Annotated in this window: 18 protein-coding genes; 7 read left to right on the top strand and 11 right to left on the bottom strand. The window is 75.4% G+C overall.

The features are described 5' to 3' along the window. The 3 genes from treY to IR158_RS18810 all read right to left on the bottom strand — a co-directional run bounded on the left by treY (nucleotide 1) and on the right by IR158_RS18810 (nucleotide 5,589). Nucleotides 1–2,520 carry a malto-oligosyltrehalose synthase gene (gene treY, locus IR158_RS18820; RefSeq protein WP_291815890.1) on the bottom strand — a complete coding sequence of 840 codons (2,520 nt, stop codon included), beginning with the start codon at nucleotides 2,518–2,520 and terminating at the stop codon, nucleotides 1–3. After that, entirely contained in the window at nucleotides 2,517–4,712 is a 2,196-nt protein-coding gene (glgX, locus tag IR158_RS18815) for a glycogen debranching protein GlgX (RefSeq protein ID WP_291815887.1), read from the bottom strand. Before glgX ends, treY begins: the two co-directional genes overlap by 4 nt. Before the next feature lie 85 nt (nucleotides 4,713–4,797). After that, nucleotides 4,798–5,589: a transglutaminase family protein gene (locus IR158_RS18810; RefSeq protein WP_291815885.1), complete on the bottom strand. Its 792-nt coding sequence runs from the start codon at nucleotides 5,587–5,589 to the stop codon at nucleotides 4,798–4,800. A gap of 173 nt (nucleotides 5,590–5,762) precedes the next feature. On the opposite strand from IR158_RS18810, the gene IR158_RS18805 reads away from it, so the two are divergent. The 3 genes from IR158_RS18805 to IR158_RS18795 all read left to right on the top strand — a co-directional run bounded on the left by IR158_RS18805 (nucleotide 5,763) and on the right by IR158_RS18795 (nucleotide 7,836). Continuing rightward, nucleotides 5,763–6,938 carry a glycosyltransferase gene (locus IR158_RS18805; protein WP_291815883.1) on the top strand — a complete coding sequence of 392 codons (1,176 nt, stop codon included), beginning with the start codon at nucleotides 5,763–5,765 and terminating at the stop codon, nucleotides 6,936–6,938. Between the two features lie 71 nt (nucleotides 6,939–7,009). Beyond that, the gene (locus IR158_RS18800; RefSeq protein ID WP_291815880.1) at nucleotides 7,010–7,546 is read left to right on the top strand and encodes a hypothetical protein; all 537 of its coding nucleotides are present in this window, start codon (nucleotides 7,010–7,012) and stop codon (nucleotides 7,544–7,546) included. Between the two features lie 20 nt (nucleotides 7,547–7,566). Next, nucleotides 7,567–7,836 (top strand): DUF6457 domain-containing protein, encoded by a 270-nt coding sequence (locus IR158_RS18795; protein ID WP_291815878.1) that lies wholly within the window; start codon nucleotides 7,567–7,569, stop codon nucleotides 7,834–7,836. Here IR158_RS18795 and IR158_RS18790 read toward each other — a convergent pair. Genes IR158_RS18790 through IR158_RS18770 form a run of 5 tightly spaced genes read right to left on the bottom strand, consistent with a single transcriptional unit; the run spans nucleotide 7,808 to nucleotide 11,177 of the window. Beyond that, nucleotides 7,808–8,419: a molybdenum cofactor guanylyltransferase gene (locus IR158_RS18790; RefSeq protein ID WP_291815875.1), complete on the bottom strand. Its 612-nt coding sequence runs from the start codon at nucleotides 8,417–8,419 to the stop codon at nucleotides 7,808–7,810. The two genes, IR158_RS18795 and IR158_RS18790, sit on opposite strands and share 29 nt — an antisense overlap. Nucleotides 8,420–8,429: 10 nt before the next feature. Continuing rightward, nucleotides 8,430–9,161, bottom strand: a complete 732-nt coding sequence (locus IR158_RS18785; RefSeq protein ID WP_291815872.1) for an ATP-binding cassette domain-containing protein — start codon at nucleotides 9,159–9,161, stop codon at nucleotides 8,430–8,432. Further along, nucleotides 9,158–9,997 (bottom strand): molybdate ABC transporter permease subunit, encoded by an 840-nt coding sequence (gene modB, locus IR158_RS18780; RefSeq protein ID WP_291815870.1) that lies wholly within the window; start codon nucleotides 9,995–9,997, stop codon nucleotides 9,158–9,160. The genes IR158_RS18785 and modB overlap by 4 nt, the downstream gene beginning before the upstream one ends. Then, nucleotides 9,994–10,782 carry a molybdate ABC transporter substrate-binding protein gene (gene modA, locus IR158_RS18775; RefSeq protein WP_291815868.1) on the bottom strand — a complete coding sequence of 263 codons (789 nt, stop codon included), beginning with the start codon at nucleotides 10,780–10,782 and terminating at the stop codon, nucleotides 9,994–9,996. The genes modB and modA overlap by 4 nt, the downstream gene beginning before the upstream one ends. Then, the gene (locus IR158_RS18770; RefSeq protein WP_291815866.1) at nucleotides 10,779–11,177 is read right to left on the bottom strand and encodes a TOBE domain-containing protein; all 399 of its coding nucleotides are present in this window, start codon (nucleotides 11,175–11,177) and stop codon (nucleotides 10,779–10,781) included. Before IR158_RS18770 ends, modA begins: the two co-directional genes overlap by 4 nt. 113 nt (nucleotides 11,178–11,290) lie before the next feature. Here IR158_RS18770 and IR158_RS18765 point away from each other — a divergent pair, with 113 nt between their 5' ends. Then, on the top strand, nucleotides 11,291–11,740 hold the full coding sequence (locus IR158_RS18765) for a molybdenum cofactor biosynthesis protein MoaE (protein WP_291815863.1): 450 nt from the start codon (nucleotides 11,291–11,293) through the stop codon (nucleotides 11,738–11,740). Between the two features lie 18 nt (nucleotides 11,741–11,758). Here IR158_RS18765 and IR158_RS18760 read toward each other — a convergent pair whose 3' ends face one another. After that, nucleotides 11,759–12,064: a MoaD/ThiS family protein gene (locus tag IR158_RS18760; RefSeq protein ID WP_291815861.1), complete on the bottom strand. Its 306-nt coding sequence runs from the start codon at nucleotides 12,062–12,064 to the stop codon at nucleotides 11,759–11,761. Between the two features lie 4 nt (nucleotides 12,065–12,068). Beyond that, on the bottom strand, nucleotides 12,069–13,118 hold the full coding sequence (gene moaA, locus IR158_RS18755) for a GTP 3',8-cyclase MoaA (protein ID WP_291815859.1): 1,050 nt from the start codon (nucleotides 13,116–13,118) through the stop codon (nucleotides 12,069–12,071). An 85-nt stretch (nucleotides 13,119–13,203) separates the two neighbouring features. Here moaA and glp point away from each other — a divergent pair, with 85 nt between their 5' ends. Genes glp through IR158_RS18740 form a run of 3 tightly spaced genes read left to right on the top strand, consistent with a single transcriptional unit; the run spans nucleotide 13,204 to nucleotide 15,456 of the window. Continuing rightward, nucleotides 13,204–14,451: a gephyrin-like molybdotransferase Glp gene (gene glp, locus IR158_RS18750; RefSeq protein ID WP_291815857.1), complete on the top strand. Its 1,248-nt coding sequence runs from the start codon at nucleotides 13,204–13,206 to the stop codon at nucleotides 14,449–14,451. After that, nucleotides 14,448–14,963 (top strand): cyclic pyranopterin monophosphate synthase MoaC, encoded by a 516-nt coding sequence (gene moaC, locus IR158_RS18745; protein ID WP_291815854.1) that lies wholly within the window; start codon nucleotides 14,448–14,450, stop codon nucleotides 14,961–14,963. Before glp ends, moaC begins: the two co-directional genes overlap by 4 nt. After that, nucleotides 14,956–15,456: a MogA/MoaB family molybdenum cofactor biosynthesis protein gene (locus tag IR158_RS18740; protein WP_291815849.1), complete on the top strand. Its 501-nt coding sequence runs from the start codon at nucleotides 14,956–14,958 to the stop codon at nucleotides 15,454–15,456. The genes moaC and IR158_RS18740 overlap by 8 nt, the downstream gene beginning before the upstream one ends. A gap of 31 nt (nucleotides 15,457–15,487) precedes the next feature. On the opposite strand, the gene IR158_RS18735 is transcribed toward IR158_RS18740, so the two are convergent. Then, the gene (locus IR158_RS18735; protein ID WP_291815847.1) at nucleotides 15,488–15,829 is read right to left on the bottom strand and encodes a cupin; all 342 of its coding nucleotides are present in this window, start codon (nucleotides 15,827–15,829) and stop codon (nucleotides 15,488–15,490) included. Nucleotides 15,830–16,280: the final 451 nt, after the last annotated feature.

Below are 16,280 nucleotides of genomic sequence, written 5' to 3'. Positions count from 1 at the left end.
TCATGCTCCTTCCCGGACCAGCAGCGCGAGCGGCAGCCGCTCGAGGACGTCCGCGACGCGCTGGACGCCGCCCGGCACCAACCGGTCCGTCAGGACGTCGTGCCACCTGCCCTCGGGGAGCGCGACCGTGTGGTCCGCCCACCCGCCGAGCCGCTGCACCGCGGCGGCGAGCCGGGTCGCGACCACCGCGACCCGCGGCTGCCCGCCGACGGTGCGCGCGTACGTCAGCGCGTGCCCCGAGGAGTGCGGGAGCGGCAGGAACCCCGCGTCCGGTCCCACGAACGCCTCCGCGACGTCGCGCCGCACCCGCAGGGCGCGCGACGTGACGAGCAGCTTCTCGTCCGCCAGCCCGCGGGGCCCGGCGCCCTCGTCGAGGCGCGCCAGCCGTGCCGCGAGCTCGTCCGCGTCGACGGGCCGGCGGTTGTCCGGGTCGACGAGGGTGGGGTTCGGCACCTCGGTGCCCTGGTACACGTCGGCCACACCCGGCAGCGTCAGCTGCACGAGCTTCTGACCCAGCGTCGCGGCGCGCACCGCCTCGCGTGCGCGCACGTCCCAGTCGCCCAGCAGCCCCTGGACGGCGGGGTCCGTGCGAGCCTGCCGCGCGGTCGACAGGACGGCCTGCTCGTACGCGTCGTCGGGCGCGGTCCAGGAGGTGTGCGACTTCGCCTCCCGCACGGCCTTGAGGAGGTACTCGACGAGCCGGTCCTCCTCGAGCGGGCCGTCGTCGGTCCACGTGCCGACCAGCGTCTGCCACAGCAGGTACTCGGTGCGGCCGTCGAGCAGCGCACCGCGGTACGGCGCCGACGCGCGGCGCAGGTCCTCGACGAGGGCCGACCACTCGTGCGGCAGCTCGGACAGCACGCCGAGACGCGCGCGCGTGTCCTCGCCGCGCTTCGTGTCGTGCGTCGACAGCGTCGTCATGCCCAGCGGGGCCGAGGCCTGCGCCTGCCTGGCCCACGCGGCCAGGTCGGTCGGGGTCGTCGCGAACCGCGCGGGCTCGCCGCCGACCTCGCACAGCGCCACGAGGTGCGTCCAGCGGTAGAACGCCGTGTCCTCGACCCCCTTGGCCATGACGGCGCCACAGGTCTGCTGGAAGCGCACGACGAGCTCGTCGCGCCGGGGGTCGCGGGTCCGGCCGGCGGACCCGGCCTCGCGCCCCAGCAGGAGGTCGACGAGCACGTCCATGGTCTCGTCGCGCTCGGTGCCGAGCCGCCGGCGGGCCCGCTGCGCCGCCGCGGTCATGACGGCGACCGAGGTCGGGGGCGCCGGCTCGCCGGGCACGACGTACGCGCGGTAGCGGTCGAACGCGACGAGCAGCTCGACGAGGCAGTCCTCGAGCGCGCGCCACGTGTGGTCGCGCAGGCGGAGGTCCTCGTGGCAGATCTCCGCCGCGAGGTTCGTCAGCCGGTGCACCTCGGCGTACAGCGGTCCGTCGACCACCTCGCGCTTGGCGTCCTCCTCGACGGCGTCGAACGCGTCGGACACGTCGCCGGTGAGCCGGTGCATGACCGAACCGAGGACGCCCGCGCCGCCGGGGTCGACGAACGTCTGCTGCACGCGCCACAGGGCCTCGTAGCCGGTGGTCCCGGCGGTCGCCCAGTCGTCGGGGAGCTCCTCGGTGCCGGCGAGGATCTTCTCGACGACGACCCACGCCCCCTCCGTCACGTCGCGCAGCCGCGCGAGGTAGCCGGCGGGGTCGGCCAGGCCGTCGGGGTGGTCGATCCGCAGCCCGTCGACCACGCCGTCGCGCAGCAGCCGCAGGACCAGCGCGTGCGTGGCGTCGAACACCTCGGGGTCCTCGACGCGCACGGCCACGAGCGTCCCGACGTCGAAGAACCGGCGGTAGTTCAGCTCCTCGTCGGCGACCTTCCAGTACGCGAGGCGGTAGTGCTGCCGCTCGACGAGCTCCGCGAGGGGCAGGTGCTCGGTGCCGGGCCGCACGGGGAACACGTGGTCGTGGTACCGCAGCACCGTGCGCTCCCCGAGGCCGGGCACGTCGAGCTCCTCGACCCGCAGCTCGTCGCGTGCGAGCACCGCACCGATGCGGTCACCGAGCACCGGCATGAGGAGCGCGCCGTCGCCCGCGGACCAGTCGACGTCGAACCACGCCGCGAACGGCGAGTCCGAGCCGTCCGCGAGCACGGACCACAGCGCGCGGTTGTGCCACACCGGCGTGGGGACCGCCATGTGGTTGGGGACGATGTCGAGCACGAGCCCGAGCCCTGCGTCGTGCGCCACCTCCGCGAGCCGCCGCAGGCCCTCCTCGCCCCCGAGCACGGGGGAGACATGGTCGTGGTCGACCACGTCGTACCCGTGCGTCGAGCCGGGCGCCGCCTCGAGAACCGGCGACAGGTACACGTGGGTGACCCCGAGGCTCGCGTAGTACGGGACGCGCGCGGCGACGTCGTCGAACGTCAGGTCCGCACCGAGCTGCACGCGGTACGTCGACACCGGGACGCGGTGCGGTGCCCGCACCGACCGGCGCCCGGGCACCGAGCGCTCCGGCGTGGCCTCGCTCATGCCCCGCCCTCCCGCGCGGACCGGCTCGCCTGGCGCGAGGCCGTCGCCGCCGAGCCGCTGCCCGACGACGACGGCGACTCGCGCTCTGGCGGACGCGTGAGCAGCACCATCGACCGCGGGGCGAGGGTCACGCGGCCGCGCGAGCGGATCTCGCGACCCGGGCGCACCTGCGCGTCGGTGTCGAGCACCGCGGTCCACACGGCGCCGTACTCGGCACCCGGCAGCTGGAACTGCTTCTTCTCCCAGTGCCCGTTGAACAGCAGCAGGAACGAGTCGTCGACGACGTCCTGCCCGCGCAGGTCCGGCTCGTCGATCGCGTCGCCGTTGAGGAAGACCATGACGGCGAACGCGTGCTCCGAGCTCCAGGCCTCGTCGGACATGTGGCCGCCCGTCGGGCTCATCCAGGCGATGTCCCGCAGGTCGGACTCGCCGCCGTGCTCCGCGGCGCCCGCGAAGAACCGGCGCCGCCGGAAGACGGGGTGGTCCCGCCGGAGGTGGACGACGCGGCGCGTGAACTCGAGCAGCGACTGCCGCTCGTCGTCCAGGTGCCAGTCGACCCACGTGATCTCGTTGTCCTGGCAGTAGCCGTTGTTGTTGCCGCCCTGCGTGCGCCCCAGCTCGTCACCGTGGGCCATCATCGGAACGCCCTGCGACAGCAGCAGCGTGGCGAGGAAGTTGCGCTGCTGGCGCGCGCGCAGGGCCAGGACCTTCGCGTCGTCCGTGGCTCCCTCGACGCCGCAGTTCCAGGACCGGTTGTGGCTCTCGCCGTCCCGGTTGTCCTCGCCGTTCGCCTCGTTGTGCTTGTCGTTGTACGACACCAGGTCGCGCAGCGTGAACCCGTCGTGCGCCGTGACGAAGTTGATGCTGGCGATCGGCCGGCGACCCGTGTGCTCGTACAGGTCGGACGAGCCCGTCAGCCGGCTCGCGAACTCCCCGAGGGTGGACGGCTCGCCGCGCCAGAAGTCGCGCACGGTGTCGCGGTACTTGCCGTTCCACTCGGTCCACAGCGGCGGGAAGCCGCCGACCTGGTAGCCGCCCTCGCCGAGGTCCCAGGGCTCGGCGATCAGCTTGACCTGCGAGATGACCGGGTCCTGGTGCACGAGGTCGAAGAACGCCGACAGGCGGTCCACCTCGTGGAACTGCCGCGCGAGGGTGGCCGCCAGGTCGAAGCGGAACCCGTCGACGTGCATCTCGGTCACCCAGTAGCGCAGCGAGTCCATGATGAGCTGCAGCACCGCGGGTGAGCGCATCAGCAGCGAGTTGCCCGTGCCGGTGGTGTCGAAGTAGTGCGACTGGTCGTCGTCGACCAGGCGGTAGTAGCTCGCGTTGTCGATGCCGCGGAAGCTCAGCGTCGGGCCCATGTGGTTGCCCTCGGCCGTGTGGTTGTACACCACGTCGAGGATGACCTCGATGTTCGCGGCGTGCAGGGCCTTGACCATCGACTTGAACTCCTGGACCTGCTGGCCCCGGCCCGCCGCGGACGCGAAGCCGTTGTGCGGCGCGAAGAAGCCGATCGTGTTGTACCCCCAGTAGTTCGACAGCCCCTTCTCCTGCAGCGAGGAGTCGTTGACGAACTGGTGGACGGGCATGAGCTCGACCGCGGTGATGCCGAGGCCGGACAGGTGCTCGACGACCGCGGGGTGGCCGAGCGCGGCGTAGGTGCCGCGCATCTCCTCCGGCACGGCCGGGTGCAGGCGCGTCAGGCCCTTGACGTGCGCCTCGTAGATCACCGACTCGTGGTACTCGTGCTCCGGCGGGCGGTCGTGCCCCCAGTCGAAGAACGGGTTGACGACGACCGACGTCATCGTGTGGCCCGCGGAGTCCGTCTCGTTACGGGTCCCGGGGTCGCCGAACGTGTAGGAGTACAGCGACGGGTCGCCGTCGATCTGCCCGTCGATCGCCTTGGCGTACGGGTCGAGCAGGAGCTTCGAGGGGTCGCAGCGGTGGCCGGCCGCCGGGTCGTACGGCCCGTGGACGCGGTAGCCGTACCGCTGACCGGGGGCGATCGACGGCAGGTAGCCGTGCCAGACGAAGGCGTCGACCTCGGGCAGGTCGACGCGGGTCTCGGTGCCGTCGTCGGCGATGAGGCACAGCTCGACACGTTCGGCGACGCCGGAGAAGAGCGCGAAGTTGGTCCCCGTGCCGTCGTAGGTGGCGCCGAGGGGGTAGGGGCGTCCGGGCCAGATGTGCATGCGCCCAGCGTGCCAGGGAGGTGTGGAGTCGGCTCTTCGAGCCGGTGTGGTCGGCGTCACGTCCGCTGCGCGCCGCCGGCGAGGGTCAGCCGAGGGACACCAGGTCGCGCACGTCGTCGTCGGGGAGGGTGTCGGCGACGGCGCTCACGACGATCTCCCGGAGCGTCGCGGTCCCGCGGTGCACCGACAGGAAGGCGGTGTCGGACGCGTCGCGACCCGTCGCGATCCGCACGAGGGTCGAGCGCGGCGCGAGCGTCGTCGCGTCGACGACCCGCCAGCGGCCCTCGACGTACGCCTCGGCCACCGCGTGGAAGTCCATGGGGTCCAGCCCGGGTGCGTACACGGCGACGACCCGCGCCGGGACGTCGAGAGCGCGCAGGAGGGCGACGACGAGGTGCGCGAAGTCGCGGCACACGCCCCGGCGGGCGAGCAGCGTGCGCACGGCGCCGTCCGTCGGCAGGCTCGCGCCCGGGACGTACGCGAGGCGGGTCCCGACCCAGGAGCTCACCGCCGCGAGCAGGTCGACACCCGTCAGTCCCCGGAACTCCGAGCGTGCCGTGGGGGCGAGCTCGTCGGACTCGCAGTAGCGGCTCGGGCGCAGGTAGACCAGCTCGTCGGAGGGGCCGCCGAGATCCTGCTCGGCACGGCCGGTGACGCTCGCGCGGTAGTCCACGGTGAGCGGGCCGGGGTCCACGTCGAGGACGTGCAGCCGGGTCCCGTGCGGGTCGACCACCTCGCGCGGCGTGACGGCCCGACCGGCGGACGTGACCGTGAGCTGCTCCGTCGGGTCGTGCAGGAGGGCGACGGCCACCTCGAGGACCAGGCGCGCGGGGGAGGTGACGTCGAGGGTCAGGTGGGCGGTCATGTCGCGCTTCACGTGCGTCATGGTGGCAGAGCGGTCCCGGTCCCGCGCGGGGGCGCGTCACCGGGGCGGGATCGTCCGAAGCGTTTAGGGATCTGCGTCCCCTCGGTCTCGACCGCGCTGTCGGATACCGTGTCAGAACCCGCGCCAGAGTCGGCAGGGTCGGCGGAGAACGAAGCGAGGCCCTCATGACCGCAACGCCCGAGCGGAACGACGCGCGCGTCACCGTCATCGTGCCGACGTTCAACGAGGCGCCCAACGTCGCCGAGCTCGTCCGTCGGGTCGGCGCGGCCACGCGCGGCCTGGGCGTCGAGCTGCTGTTCGTCGACGACTCGTCCGACGACACCGCGGACGTGGTGCGGGCCGTCGCGCCGACGGCCGAGCTCCCGGTGCGGGTGATCCACCGTGACGAGCCGGAAGGCGGCCTCGGTGGTGCCGTGCTCGAGGGCGTGCGTGCGTCGACGACGCCGTACTTCCTCGTCATGGACGGCGACCTGCAGCACCCGCCGGAGCTGATCCCCAGCCTGGTGGCGCGTGTCCAGGACCCGGACGTGGACGTCGTCGTCGCGTCGCGGTACATCGGGGACGGGTCGAGCGCCGGGCTGTCGGGCGTCGTGCGACAGGCGGTGTCTTCCGCGTCGACCGCGGTGACGCGCGCGATGTTCCCCGTGCGGCTGCGGGACTGCTCGGACCCCATGACCGGCTTCTTCGCCGTGCGCAAGGCCGCGGTGGACCTCGAGGCGCTGCGCCCCCGCGGGTTCAAGATCCTCCTCGAGATCCTCGCGCGGCACCCCATGCGGGTCGTCGAGGTGCCGTTCGTGTTCGGGTCGCGGTTCGCGGGGGAGTCCAAGGCGAACCTCGCGCAGGGCGTGCACTTCATGTGGCAGCTCGCGGGTCTGCGCTTCGGCCGCATGTCCCGGTTCGCGATCATCGGCGGGATGGGCGCCGTCGCGAACGTGGCGATCGTGGCGCTGCTCACCAGGCTCGGCGCTCCGTGGCTGCTCGCGGCCCTCGTCGCAGCGGAGCTCACCATCGTCGGCAACTTCCTGCTGCAGGAGCGCTTCGTGTTCCGCGACCTGCGGCACGAGGGCAAGGGCGTGTGGTCACGGTTCGCGCAGTCGTTCACGTTCAACAACGTCGAGACCCTGGTCCGGATGCCGGTCATGGCGCTGCTGGTCGAGACCATGCACGTCGCCGCCGTGCTCGCGACGGCGATCACCATCGCCGTCGCCTTCGTGGTGCGCTTCACGTTCCACTCGCGCGTCGTGTACCGGCCGCGGGAGTCGAGCCGGCGTGAGCAGCTGGTCGAGCGCGAGGCGCAGCAGGCGGGGCCGCCGCCGACCCCGCGCACCGAGAGCGTCTGACCCACCGGTCCCGGCGTGCGCCCGGGCGCGCGGCACCGCAGGATCGGGTGACGTCGACCCGGGAGGACGCGATGACGCAGCACACCGACGAGCCGCTCGACCCGGCGCTCGTCCGGACGTACATCAACGACCACATCACCGGCGCCAGCGCCGTCTCGGCGCGCGTCGAGCGGATGAGCCGTAACCCCGACGCGGGCGACGACGCGCAGGTGCTCGCACGGCTGGCCCGCGAGCTGCGCCAGGAGCGCGACGTGCACGAGGCCACCGCCCGCGACCTCGGGTTCACGCTCTCGCGGTGGAAGCACGCGGGCGCGGCCCTCGCCGAGCACGTCGCGCGGCTCAAGCCGAACGGCCGGGTCCGCAGCCGCTCACCCCTCTCGCTGGTCCTCGAGCTCGAGATCCTGCGCTCGGGGCTCGAGGGCAAGCGTCTGGGGTGGACGACGCTGCGGGAGCACGCCGACGCGCTCGGCCTGGACCCGCAGCGGCTCGACGCGCTCGTGGCCCGCTCGCGCGAGCAGGCCGAGCTCGTCGAGGAGATGTCCGCCCGGCACCGCGCGCACGCCTTCGCCCCGCCCGGTGAGCGGCCGACGGGGGTGCCGGGCGCCTAGGGTCGTCCTCGGAGGTGGCGATGGACGTGCTGGAGGAGTGGACGCGGCTGGTCGCGCCGACGCTCGGGGTGGACCCCGCGCTGGTGGCGGCCACGCAGGACGACGTGCTCGACATGGTGCGCGACGTCGCGCACGGCGTCGTACGGCCGGCTGCACCGCTCACCGCGTACGTCGTGGGGCTCGCGGCCGGACGCGCCGCGGCCCAGGGCGAGGACGTGGCCGCTGCCGTCCGCGACGCGCTGGCCCAGGTGGGCGAGCTGCTCAGCGCGTGGGATCCGGCCCCGGGCTGAGCCCGCGCGCGAGGCGGCGTGCGAGTGCCAGGTCGGCGGCGTCGTCCACGTCGAGCGCCGTGCCGCGAGCCACCGGCAGCAGGACGGTGCGCAGCCCGCGCACCAGGTCGCGCACGGGCCGGCCGTGCACGTCACCCGTGAGGCGTTCCCGCACGGCCGCCAGACGGTAGGCCGCGAGCAACGGCTGGGCGCGCCCGTCAGGCCCGGCCGCGAGCGCGGCGTCGACCTCGTCGTCGCACGCCAGGGCGTCACGCAACGCGTCCACCGCGACGCCGGCGAACGGCTGGTCGCCGGCCAGCAGGACGACGACCTCCGCCGCCGGGTGCGCGACGAGCCCCGCCGTGACGCCGGCGGCCGTCGCCGCGAGGGGGCCGCCGAGCGGTGGGTCCTCCCGCGTCCACACGACGTCACGGCCGACGTCCTGCGCTGGTCCGACGACGACGACGGGCAGCGGACCGACGTCGTCCAGCAGCCGGTGCAGGACGGGGCGCCCGTCGACGTCGAGCGCGGTCTTGTCGACCCCTCCGAGGCGCCGGGCGGTCCCGCCGGTCAGCACGACGACGAACGCCGGTGGAGGTGTCACCTCGGCCACGCTACGACCCCGGCCACGCCGCTGCCGCGACGACGTGCTCGACGTAGGGCGTCGCGGGCGCCGACGCCACGTCCGCGGGTGTGCCGCGCTGGACCTCTCGCCCGTCCTGCAGGACGAGCAGGTGGTCCGCGAGCTCGAGCGCGTCGCGCAGGTCGTGCGTCACGACGAGCGCGGGCAGCCCGGTCGCGACCGCCCGGCGCACCACGGCGCGCACCGGCGCGCGGGTCGCGGCGTCCAGGGCGCCGAACGGTTCGTCGAGCAGCAGTGCCCGTGGACGGGCCGCGACCGCCCGGGCCACCGCCACCCGCTGCGCCTGCCCTCCCGAGAGCCGGTCCGCGCGCGTGCGCGCGAGCCCGGCCAGCCCGACGTCGGCGAGCAGCGCGTCCGCGGCCGCGCGTGCGTCGCCGGCGCGCACGCCCTGTGCACGGGGGCCGAAGGCCACGTTCTCGCGCGCCGTGAGATGACCGAAGAGCAGGCCGTCCTGCAGCGCGACGCCGAGGCGGCGCTCGTGGGGCGGCACGTGCCGTCCGGCCGCGACGTCCGCGAGCACGTCGTCCGCGAGGCGCACGTGCCCGGCGGTCAGCGGGGCCAGGCCCGCGACCGCCTCCAGCAGCGTGGACTTGCCGCTGCCGTTGGGACCCATGACCGCGAGCACGGTGCCCGCCGGCACCCGCACCGCGACGTCCAGGCAGAAGGCGCCCCTGGTCACGCGCACCCGCACGTCGAGCGTCACCGCGGCACCCGCCCGGACCGGACCGCGTGCGCGCCGGGCAGGCCGCCCAGCCACCGACCGCGCAGGGCGACCAGCACGGCCACCGAGAGCAGCAGCAGCAGGACCGACATCGCGACGGCCTGCTCGGGTGCGGAGTCCATCGCCTGGTAGACCGCGAGCGGCATCGTGCGGGTCGTGCCGGGGAAGCTGCCGGCGAACGTCACCGTCGCTCCGAACTCGCCCAGCGCGCGCGTGAAGCACAGCGCGGCGCCCGCGGCGACGCCGGGGGCGACGGTCGGCAGCGTGACGCGTCGCAGCACGTACGCGGGGGAGGCGCCCAGGGTCTGCGCGGCGAGCGCGCGCCGGCGGTCCGCGCCCCGCAGCGCGCCCTCGACGGACAGGACGAGGAACGGCAGCGACACGAAGACCTGGGCGAGGACGACGGCGACCGACGTGAACGGCACGGTGACGCCGAACCACGTGTCGAGCGCACCGCCCAGCAGGCCCCGGCGGCCGAGCAGCAGCAGCAGCGCGACGCCCCCCACCACCGGCGGCAGCACGAGCGGCACCGTCACCAGGGCGCGCAGCAGCCACGCACCGCGCAGGTCGTCGTGGGCGAGGACCCACGCGAGGGGCACCCCGAGCACGAGCGCGACGAGGGTCGCGGAGCCGGCCGTCAGCAACGAGAGTCGCAGCGCCTGCAGCACCGCCGGGTCGGCCATCAGCGTGGGCAGCGCGGACCACGGCGTCGCGACCAGCAGCGCGACGAGCGGCAGGACGAGCACGGCGGTGCCGACGGACGCCAGGGCGGCCAGGAGCACGCCGCCCGGCGAGGTCCGGCGTCGTCGAGCGCTCACGGGAGGTCGAACCCGGCCTCGGCGAGCACCGTGCGGCCGGTGGGTCCGCGCAGCAGCGTCAGGAACGCCGCCGCCGCCTCGGGGTGGGGCGCGTCGGGCAGCACGACGGCGGGGTGGTCGGTCGGTACGTCCACGTCGGTGGGCAGGTCGATGCCCTCGACGTCTCCGGCCGCAGCCGCGACGTCGGTGCGGTAGACGAGCCCCGCGTCCACCTCGTCGAGGCGGAGCCGCGTCAGGACGCCGCGCACGTCCCGCTCGAGGCTGTCGGGCGCGGCGCTGACCCCGGCCCGCGCCAGGACCTGCTCGGCGAGGGCGCCGCACGGGACCTCGGGGGCGCACAGTGCGATCGTCAGGGTCGCGTCGGCGAGGTCGGCCAGCGACGTCACCCCGCCGGGGTTCCCGGCCGGGACCGCGAGCTGCAGCCGGTTGCGCGCCACGACGACCGGCTCGCCGCCGACGGCCTCCGTCGCGAGGGCCATCGTCTCGCGGTTCGCGGTCACCAGGACGTCCGCCGGTGCGCCGGCGACGACCTGGGCGGCGAGGGTCGAGCTCGCACCGAACCCGGTCTCGACGGTCAGCCCGGGGTGCGCGGACTCCAGCCGTGCGGCGAGGTCCGTCACCACGTCGGTGAGGGAGGCTGCCGCCAGCACCACGAGCGTGCCCTCGAGCACGGGTGCGCCACCGGGCGCGGCGGCGGGCGGGGCGCTCGGCGCCGGTGCCGCGCACCCTGCCACGGCGAACCCGAGCGCGAGGGCGAGGGTGGCGGTCCGCGGGCGTCGGCTCATCGGCCCTCGACGTGCTCGACGGCGACGTCGGTCGCCTTCACCGAGGCGACCGCCACGACGCCCGGCTCGAGCCCGAGCTCGTCGGCCGCCTCGCGGCTGATCAGGGAGACGATCCGGTACGGCCCTGCCTGGAGCTCGACCTGGGCCATGACCGTGTCGCGCACGACCCGCGTGACGATGCCGCGCAGGCGGTTGCGGGTGGAGCGTCGGCTGCTGCCGGGCTCGGGTTCCGTGCCGAGCGTCCGCGCGAGCTCGGCGAGCGCGACGCCGTCGATCTCGTGGTGCCCGTGGGGTGCGCGCGTCGACGCGAGCCGACCCGAGTCGATCCAGCGACGCACGGTGTCGTCGCTGACGCCCAGCAGCGTCGCGGCCTCGGTCACGCGGTAGGTCGGCACGTCGCCAGCCTAGGGGCTCGTGCCGCAGGCGCGGCCTGCAGCGCTGGTTCCTGCCGCACCTGCGGCACGATGCTGCGGTCGCGGGACGGCTTCGGGCCCCTAGGCTGACGTCCGTGACCACCCTGCGCGCGCACACCCCCGCCCGCCGCGTCGTGCTGGCGCGGGTCACCTCCGAGCCCGTCGACGTCGACGCCCTGGCCCGCGCGGTCGCCGACGCCGCCGCGGGGGCGGTCGTGACGTTCGCCGGTGTCGTGCGCGACCACGACGACGGACGTGGCGTGACCGGGCTGAAGTACGTCGCGCACCCCGACGCCGACGACGTCGTGCGCCGCGTCGTCGAGCAGGTCGTCGCCCGCAGCGACGTCGACGCCGTCGCGTGCGTGCACCGCGTCGGAGCGCTCGCGGTGGGCCAGTGCGCGCTCGGCGTGGCGGTGTCCGCCGCGCACCGGCAGCAGGCGTTCGCGACCGCCGCCGAGCTCGTCGACGAGATCAAGACCCACCTGCCGGTGTGGAAGCGGCAGGACCTGGCCGCCGGCGGGCACGAGTGGGTCAACAGCGCCTGAGCCGGGAGTCGACGGGCGTCAGCCTCCGGCGAACGGGGGCAGCACGTCGATGCGCACGGGGGAGCCGACCGGCGCGTCGCGGTCGCGGTGCAGCACGCCGTCGACGAGCAGCGCGCACCGCGCGGCCACGTCGCGCAGCGCCGGTCCGTGACGCTCGGCGAGCGCGTCGAGCAGTGCTCCCACGGTCGTGCCGGCGGGCAGCTCGACCTGCTCGACGTCGCACCCCGCGGCTTCGGCAGCGGCCGCGAAGTACCGCACCTCGACGAGGGCGGCGTACGCGGGGGTGGCGGTCGGGTCGCTCGTCCCCGGTCGCGTCGTGGTCACCGCGTCATCCTCCGATCGCGCTCATGGTCCGCGCCGGCTGCAGGAACGTCGGGTCGTCGATGCCGTGGCCCGCCGCCTTGCCGCGCATCGCCCTGCGCCACGCGGCGGCGACCGTCTCGTCGTCCGCGCCCTGCCGCAGCAGCCCCCGCAGGTCGTCCTCGTGCCGCGCGAACAGGCAGCTGCGGACCTGGCCGTCGGCCGTCAGCCGCGTCCGGTCGCAGGCGCCGCAGAAGGGTCGCGTCACCGAGCCGATCACACCGACCGTCGCCCCCGGGTGACCTCGCACGTGCCACGTCTCGGCAGGCGCCCCGCCGCGTGCGCCGTCCGGCTCGGCCTCCAGGTCGAAGGCGGCCGCCAGGGCGTCCAGGATCTCCCGCGCCGTCACCAGGTCCTCGCGCCGCCAGGAGCCGTGCGGACCCAGCGGCATCTGCTCGATGAAGCGCAGGTGGTACCCGTGCTCGAGCGCCCACGTCAGCAGCGGCACGGCCTCGTCGTCGTTGACGCCCCGCACCAGCACGGCGTTCACCTTCACGGGCGACAGACCTGCTGCCGCCGCACCGGCCAGGCCCGCGAGCACGTCGGCGTGCCGGTCCCGCCGGGTGATCGTGGCGAACCGTGCGGGGTCGAGGGAGTCCAGGGAGACGTTGACGCGGTCGAGGCCCGCGGCCGCGAGGGCCCCCGCGCGCTTGTCGAGGCCCAGGCCGTTGGTCGTCAGGGCGGTGCGCACGCGTGCACCGTCGGCCGTGCGCAGCTCACCGGTCGCGGCGACGATGCCCTCCAGCCCGCGGCGCAGGAGCGGCTCGCCGCCCGTGAACCGGACCTCCCGGATGCCGAGGTGCTCGACGCCGATGCGGACCAGCCGCACCACTTCCGCGTCCGTGAGCACGGTGTCGTCCGGCGCCCACGGCAGCCCTTCGGCCGGCATGCAGTACGCGCAGCGCAGGTTGCACCGGTCGGTCAGGGACACCCGCAGGTCGGTCGCGACCCGGCCGTACCGGTCGGCCAGGCCCCCCTCGCGCGGCGCCGCGGCGCCCGCGGCGCTCACCGCTCGCATCCCGTGACTATACGGACGGCGCGAGGCCGGCACACCCGGGATGTCACGGTGCGGGCGGTCCGCCCCCTCGCAGTAGGTTGGGCGCATGGTCGACGCCCCCGCCGGACCGGCGCTGCCGGCGCGCACCGTCCGGTCGCTCGACGAGCACGCCGCCGCCGTCCTGGCTCTCGCGGGCCCCCTCCCGGCGCAGACCGTCGCCGTGGCCGCCGTGCGCGGTCGCGCCCTGGCGAGCGACGTGCGCAGCGCGGTCGACCTGCCGCCGTGGGACAGCTCGGCCATGGACGGGTACGCGGTGCGCGCGGGCGAGCTGCGGCCCGGTGCGGTCCTCGACGTCGTCGACGACGTGCCCGCGGGGGACACGCGCACCGTCCGGCTGCCCCCCGGTGCCGCGGTCCGCATCATGACGGGCGCGCCCGTGCCGGCCGGCGCCGACGCGGTGCTGCCCGTCGAGCTGACCGACGGCGGCACGAGCCGCGTGCGCCTGGACGGCGTCGTCACGGCCGGCGCGCACGTGCGGCGTCGCGGCGAGGACGTGCGTGCCGGGGACGTCGTGCTGCGTGCCGGCGACCTGCTCGGGGCCGGGGCGGTGGGCCTCCTGGCCGCCACCGGGCACGCGTCCGTCGAGGTGCACGCCCGTCCGCGCGTCGCCGTGCTGTCCACGGGCACCGAGCTGGTCGCCCCGGGAGACCCGCTGCGCCACGGGCAGATCCACGAGTCCAACGGGCCGCAGCTGGCGGCCGCCGCGGCCGCCGCCGGTGCCGACGTGGTGGCGGTCGTCGCGGTGGGCGACGACGTCGACGCCGTGCGGGCCGCGCTCGCCGACCTCGCCGCGCGGGCCGACGTCGTCGTGACCACCGGAGGCGTGTCGGTCGGTGCGTACGACGTCGTGCGCGACGCGCTGCTCGCCGACGGCACCACGCAGCTCGTGCACGTGCGCATGCAACCGGGCAAGCCGCAGGCCGTCGGGGTGCTCGCGGACGGCACCCCCGTCCTCGCGCTGCCGGGCAACCCGGTGAGCTCGTTCGTGTCGTTCGAGGTGTTCGTCCGCCCGCTGCTGCGCCGCATGCTCGGCGCGCGCGACGTGCACCGGCGCCGGCTCACGGCGGTCCTCACCACCGACGTCCGGTCGCCCGCCGGACGACGCCAGCTGCTGCGCGCCCGCCTCGACTGGTCGACCGGCACACCCGTCGCCGAGCTCGTCGGCGGTCCCGGCTCGCACCTGCTCGGTGCGCTCGCCCGGGCGGACGCGCTCGTCGACGTGGCCGAGGACGTCACGCAGCTGGCCGCGGGATCACCCGTGACCGCCATCGACCTGAGGGAGCACGACGCGTGACCGAGAACGACGGACCGACCGACCACCAGCGACCGACCGGGCGCGACCGGCTGACGCACGTCGACGCCCGCGGCACCGCCCGCATGGTCGACGTCGCCGACAAGGACGTCACCGTGCGCAGCGCGCGCGCCACGGGCCGGCTCGTCACGACCCCCCAGGTCGTCGCGCTGCTGCGCGGCGAGGGCGTGCCGAAGGGCGACGCGCTCGCGGTCGCGCGCATCGCGGGCATCCAGGCGGCCAAGCGCACGCCGGACCTGGTGCCGCTGTGCCACCCGATCGCGATCCACGGCGTGAGCGTGGAGCTCGAGGTCGTCGACGACGGCGTGACCATCGACGCGCGCGTGCGCACCGCCGACCGCACGGGCGTCGAGATGGAAGCGCTGACCTGCGTCGCCGCGGCCGGGCTGACGCTCGTCGACATGGTCAAGGCCGTCGACCGCGGTGCGTACCTGACCGACCTGCGGGTCGAGGAGAAGTCCGGTGGGCGCAGCGGGACGTGGACGCGTGAGTGACGTGGCCGACGCGCCGCTCGCGGTCGTCGTGACGGCGTCCGACCGAGCCGCCGCGGGGCGGTACGCCGACGTGTCGGGCGCGCTGCTGGTCGACGGGCTGCGGGCGCTGGGGCTGCGCGTCGACGACGCGGTCGTCGTACCCGACGGGATGCCGGTGGAGCGTGCGCTGCGCCGTGCCGTCGCCGACGGGGCCGCGCTCGTGCTCACGACCGGGGGCACCGGTCTGGGGCCGCGCGACCGGACGCCCGAGGCGACGCTCGCGGTGGTCGACCGCGTCGTGCCCGGCATCGCGGAGGCGCTGCGGGCCGACGCGGTCCGCCGCGGCGTGCCCGCCGGCGTCCTGTCGCGCGGGGTCGCGGGCGTGGCGGGGCGCACGCTCGTCGTCAACGTCGCGGGCTCGGCGGGGGCCGCGCGGGACGCGCTCGAGGTGCTGGGCAGCGTCCTGCCGCACGCGTTGTCGCAGCTGGCGGGCGGCGGCGACCACCCCGCCTGAGCGCGTCGGAGCATCCGCTGCGTCGAGCTGCTCACCCGTGCGGTCGGGTCTCGACCCCCGTCACGGTCGTGAGCAGGAGCACGCTGTCCTCGAGGGCGACCACCGAGTGGCGCTCGTGCGTGAGCTCCCACAGCTCCCCGGCGGTGACCTCCTGCTGCAGGGCGTCGCCGACCTCGACGCGCACGTGCCCGCACAGCGCCTGCAGGCTCGCCGCCGGCGGTGAGGAGTGCTCGCCGAGGCGGGCCCCGGCGACCAGCGCGAGCACGGTCTGGCGCAGCTCGCCGTCGTGCACGACGAGCTGTGCGGCACGACCGTGCGGGTCGGCGGCGGCCGCGGCGAGGAGGTCGGTGGCCAGGGCGTCGAGGTCGGGCATGGCTCGATCCAACCAGGGCGACCGGTCGGCGGTCCACGGTCCGGACCGGGCGAGCCGGCGCCTTCCTGTCAGGACCGCTCGCCCGCGGGGCGGCTCTTACGCGTTCGTCACGCACGTCATGAAGACGCGGGGCGCGTCGCGTCGGGCCGGTTCGTCGTCTCGCGCTGAGCGGCCGCCCGCGCGTGCCGCGCCCCCGGACGTCCGCAACCTGCCGTCCTCACACGACCCGACGCAGGGCTGTGCGGGGAACGTTCGCGGAGGGTTACGCGGACGCGCGAACGGGTGAAACACGGCGTCCCTAGCGTCGGACGCGACGGGCGGCACCTCGCGGCGACGCCCCGCCGGGCCGCGGCCCGGCACCGACGCCCGAACCCGCGTGCCCCTCCCGCACGCGGCCCGACGCCCGGAGGCTCCCGTGACCCAGACCCCGACGACGCCCGCACCCGAGGAG

The organism is Cellulomonas sp., assembly GCF_015234515.1.
Classification (GTDB): domain Bacteria; phylum Actinomycetota; class Actinomycetes; order Actinomycetales; family Cellulomonadaceae; genus Cellulomonas.
This window is presented reverse-complemented; position numbering and strand designations above follow the sequence as displayed.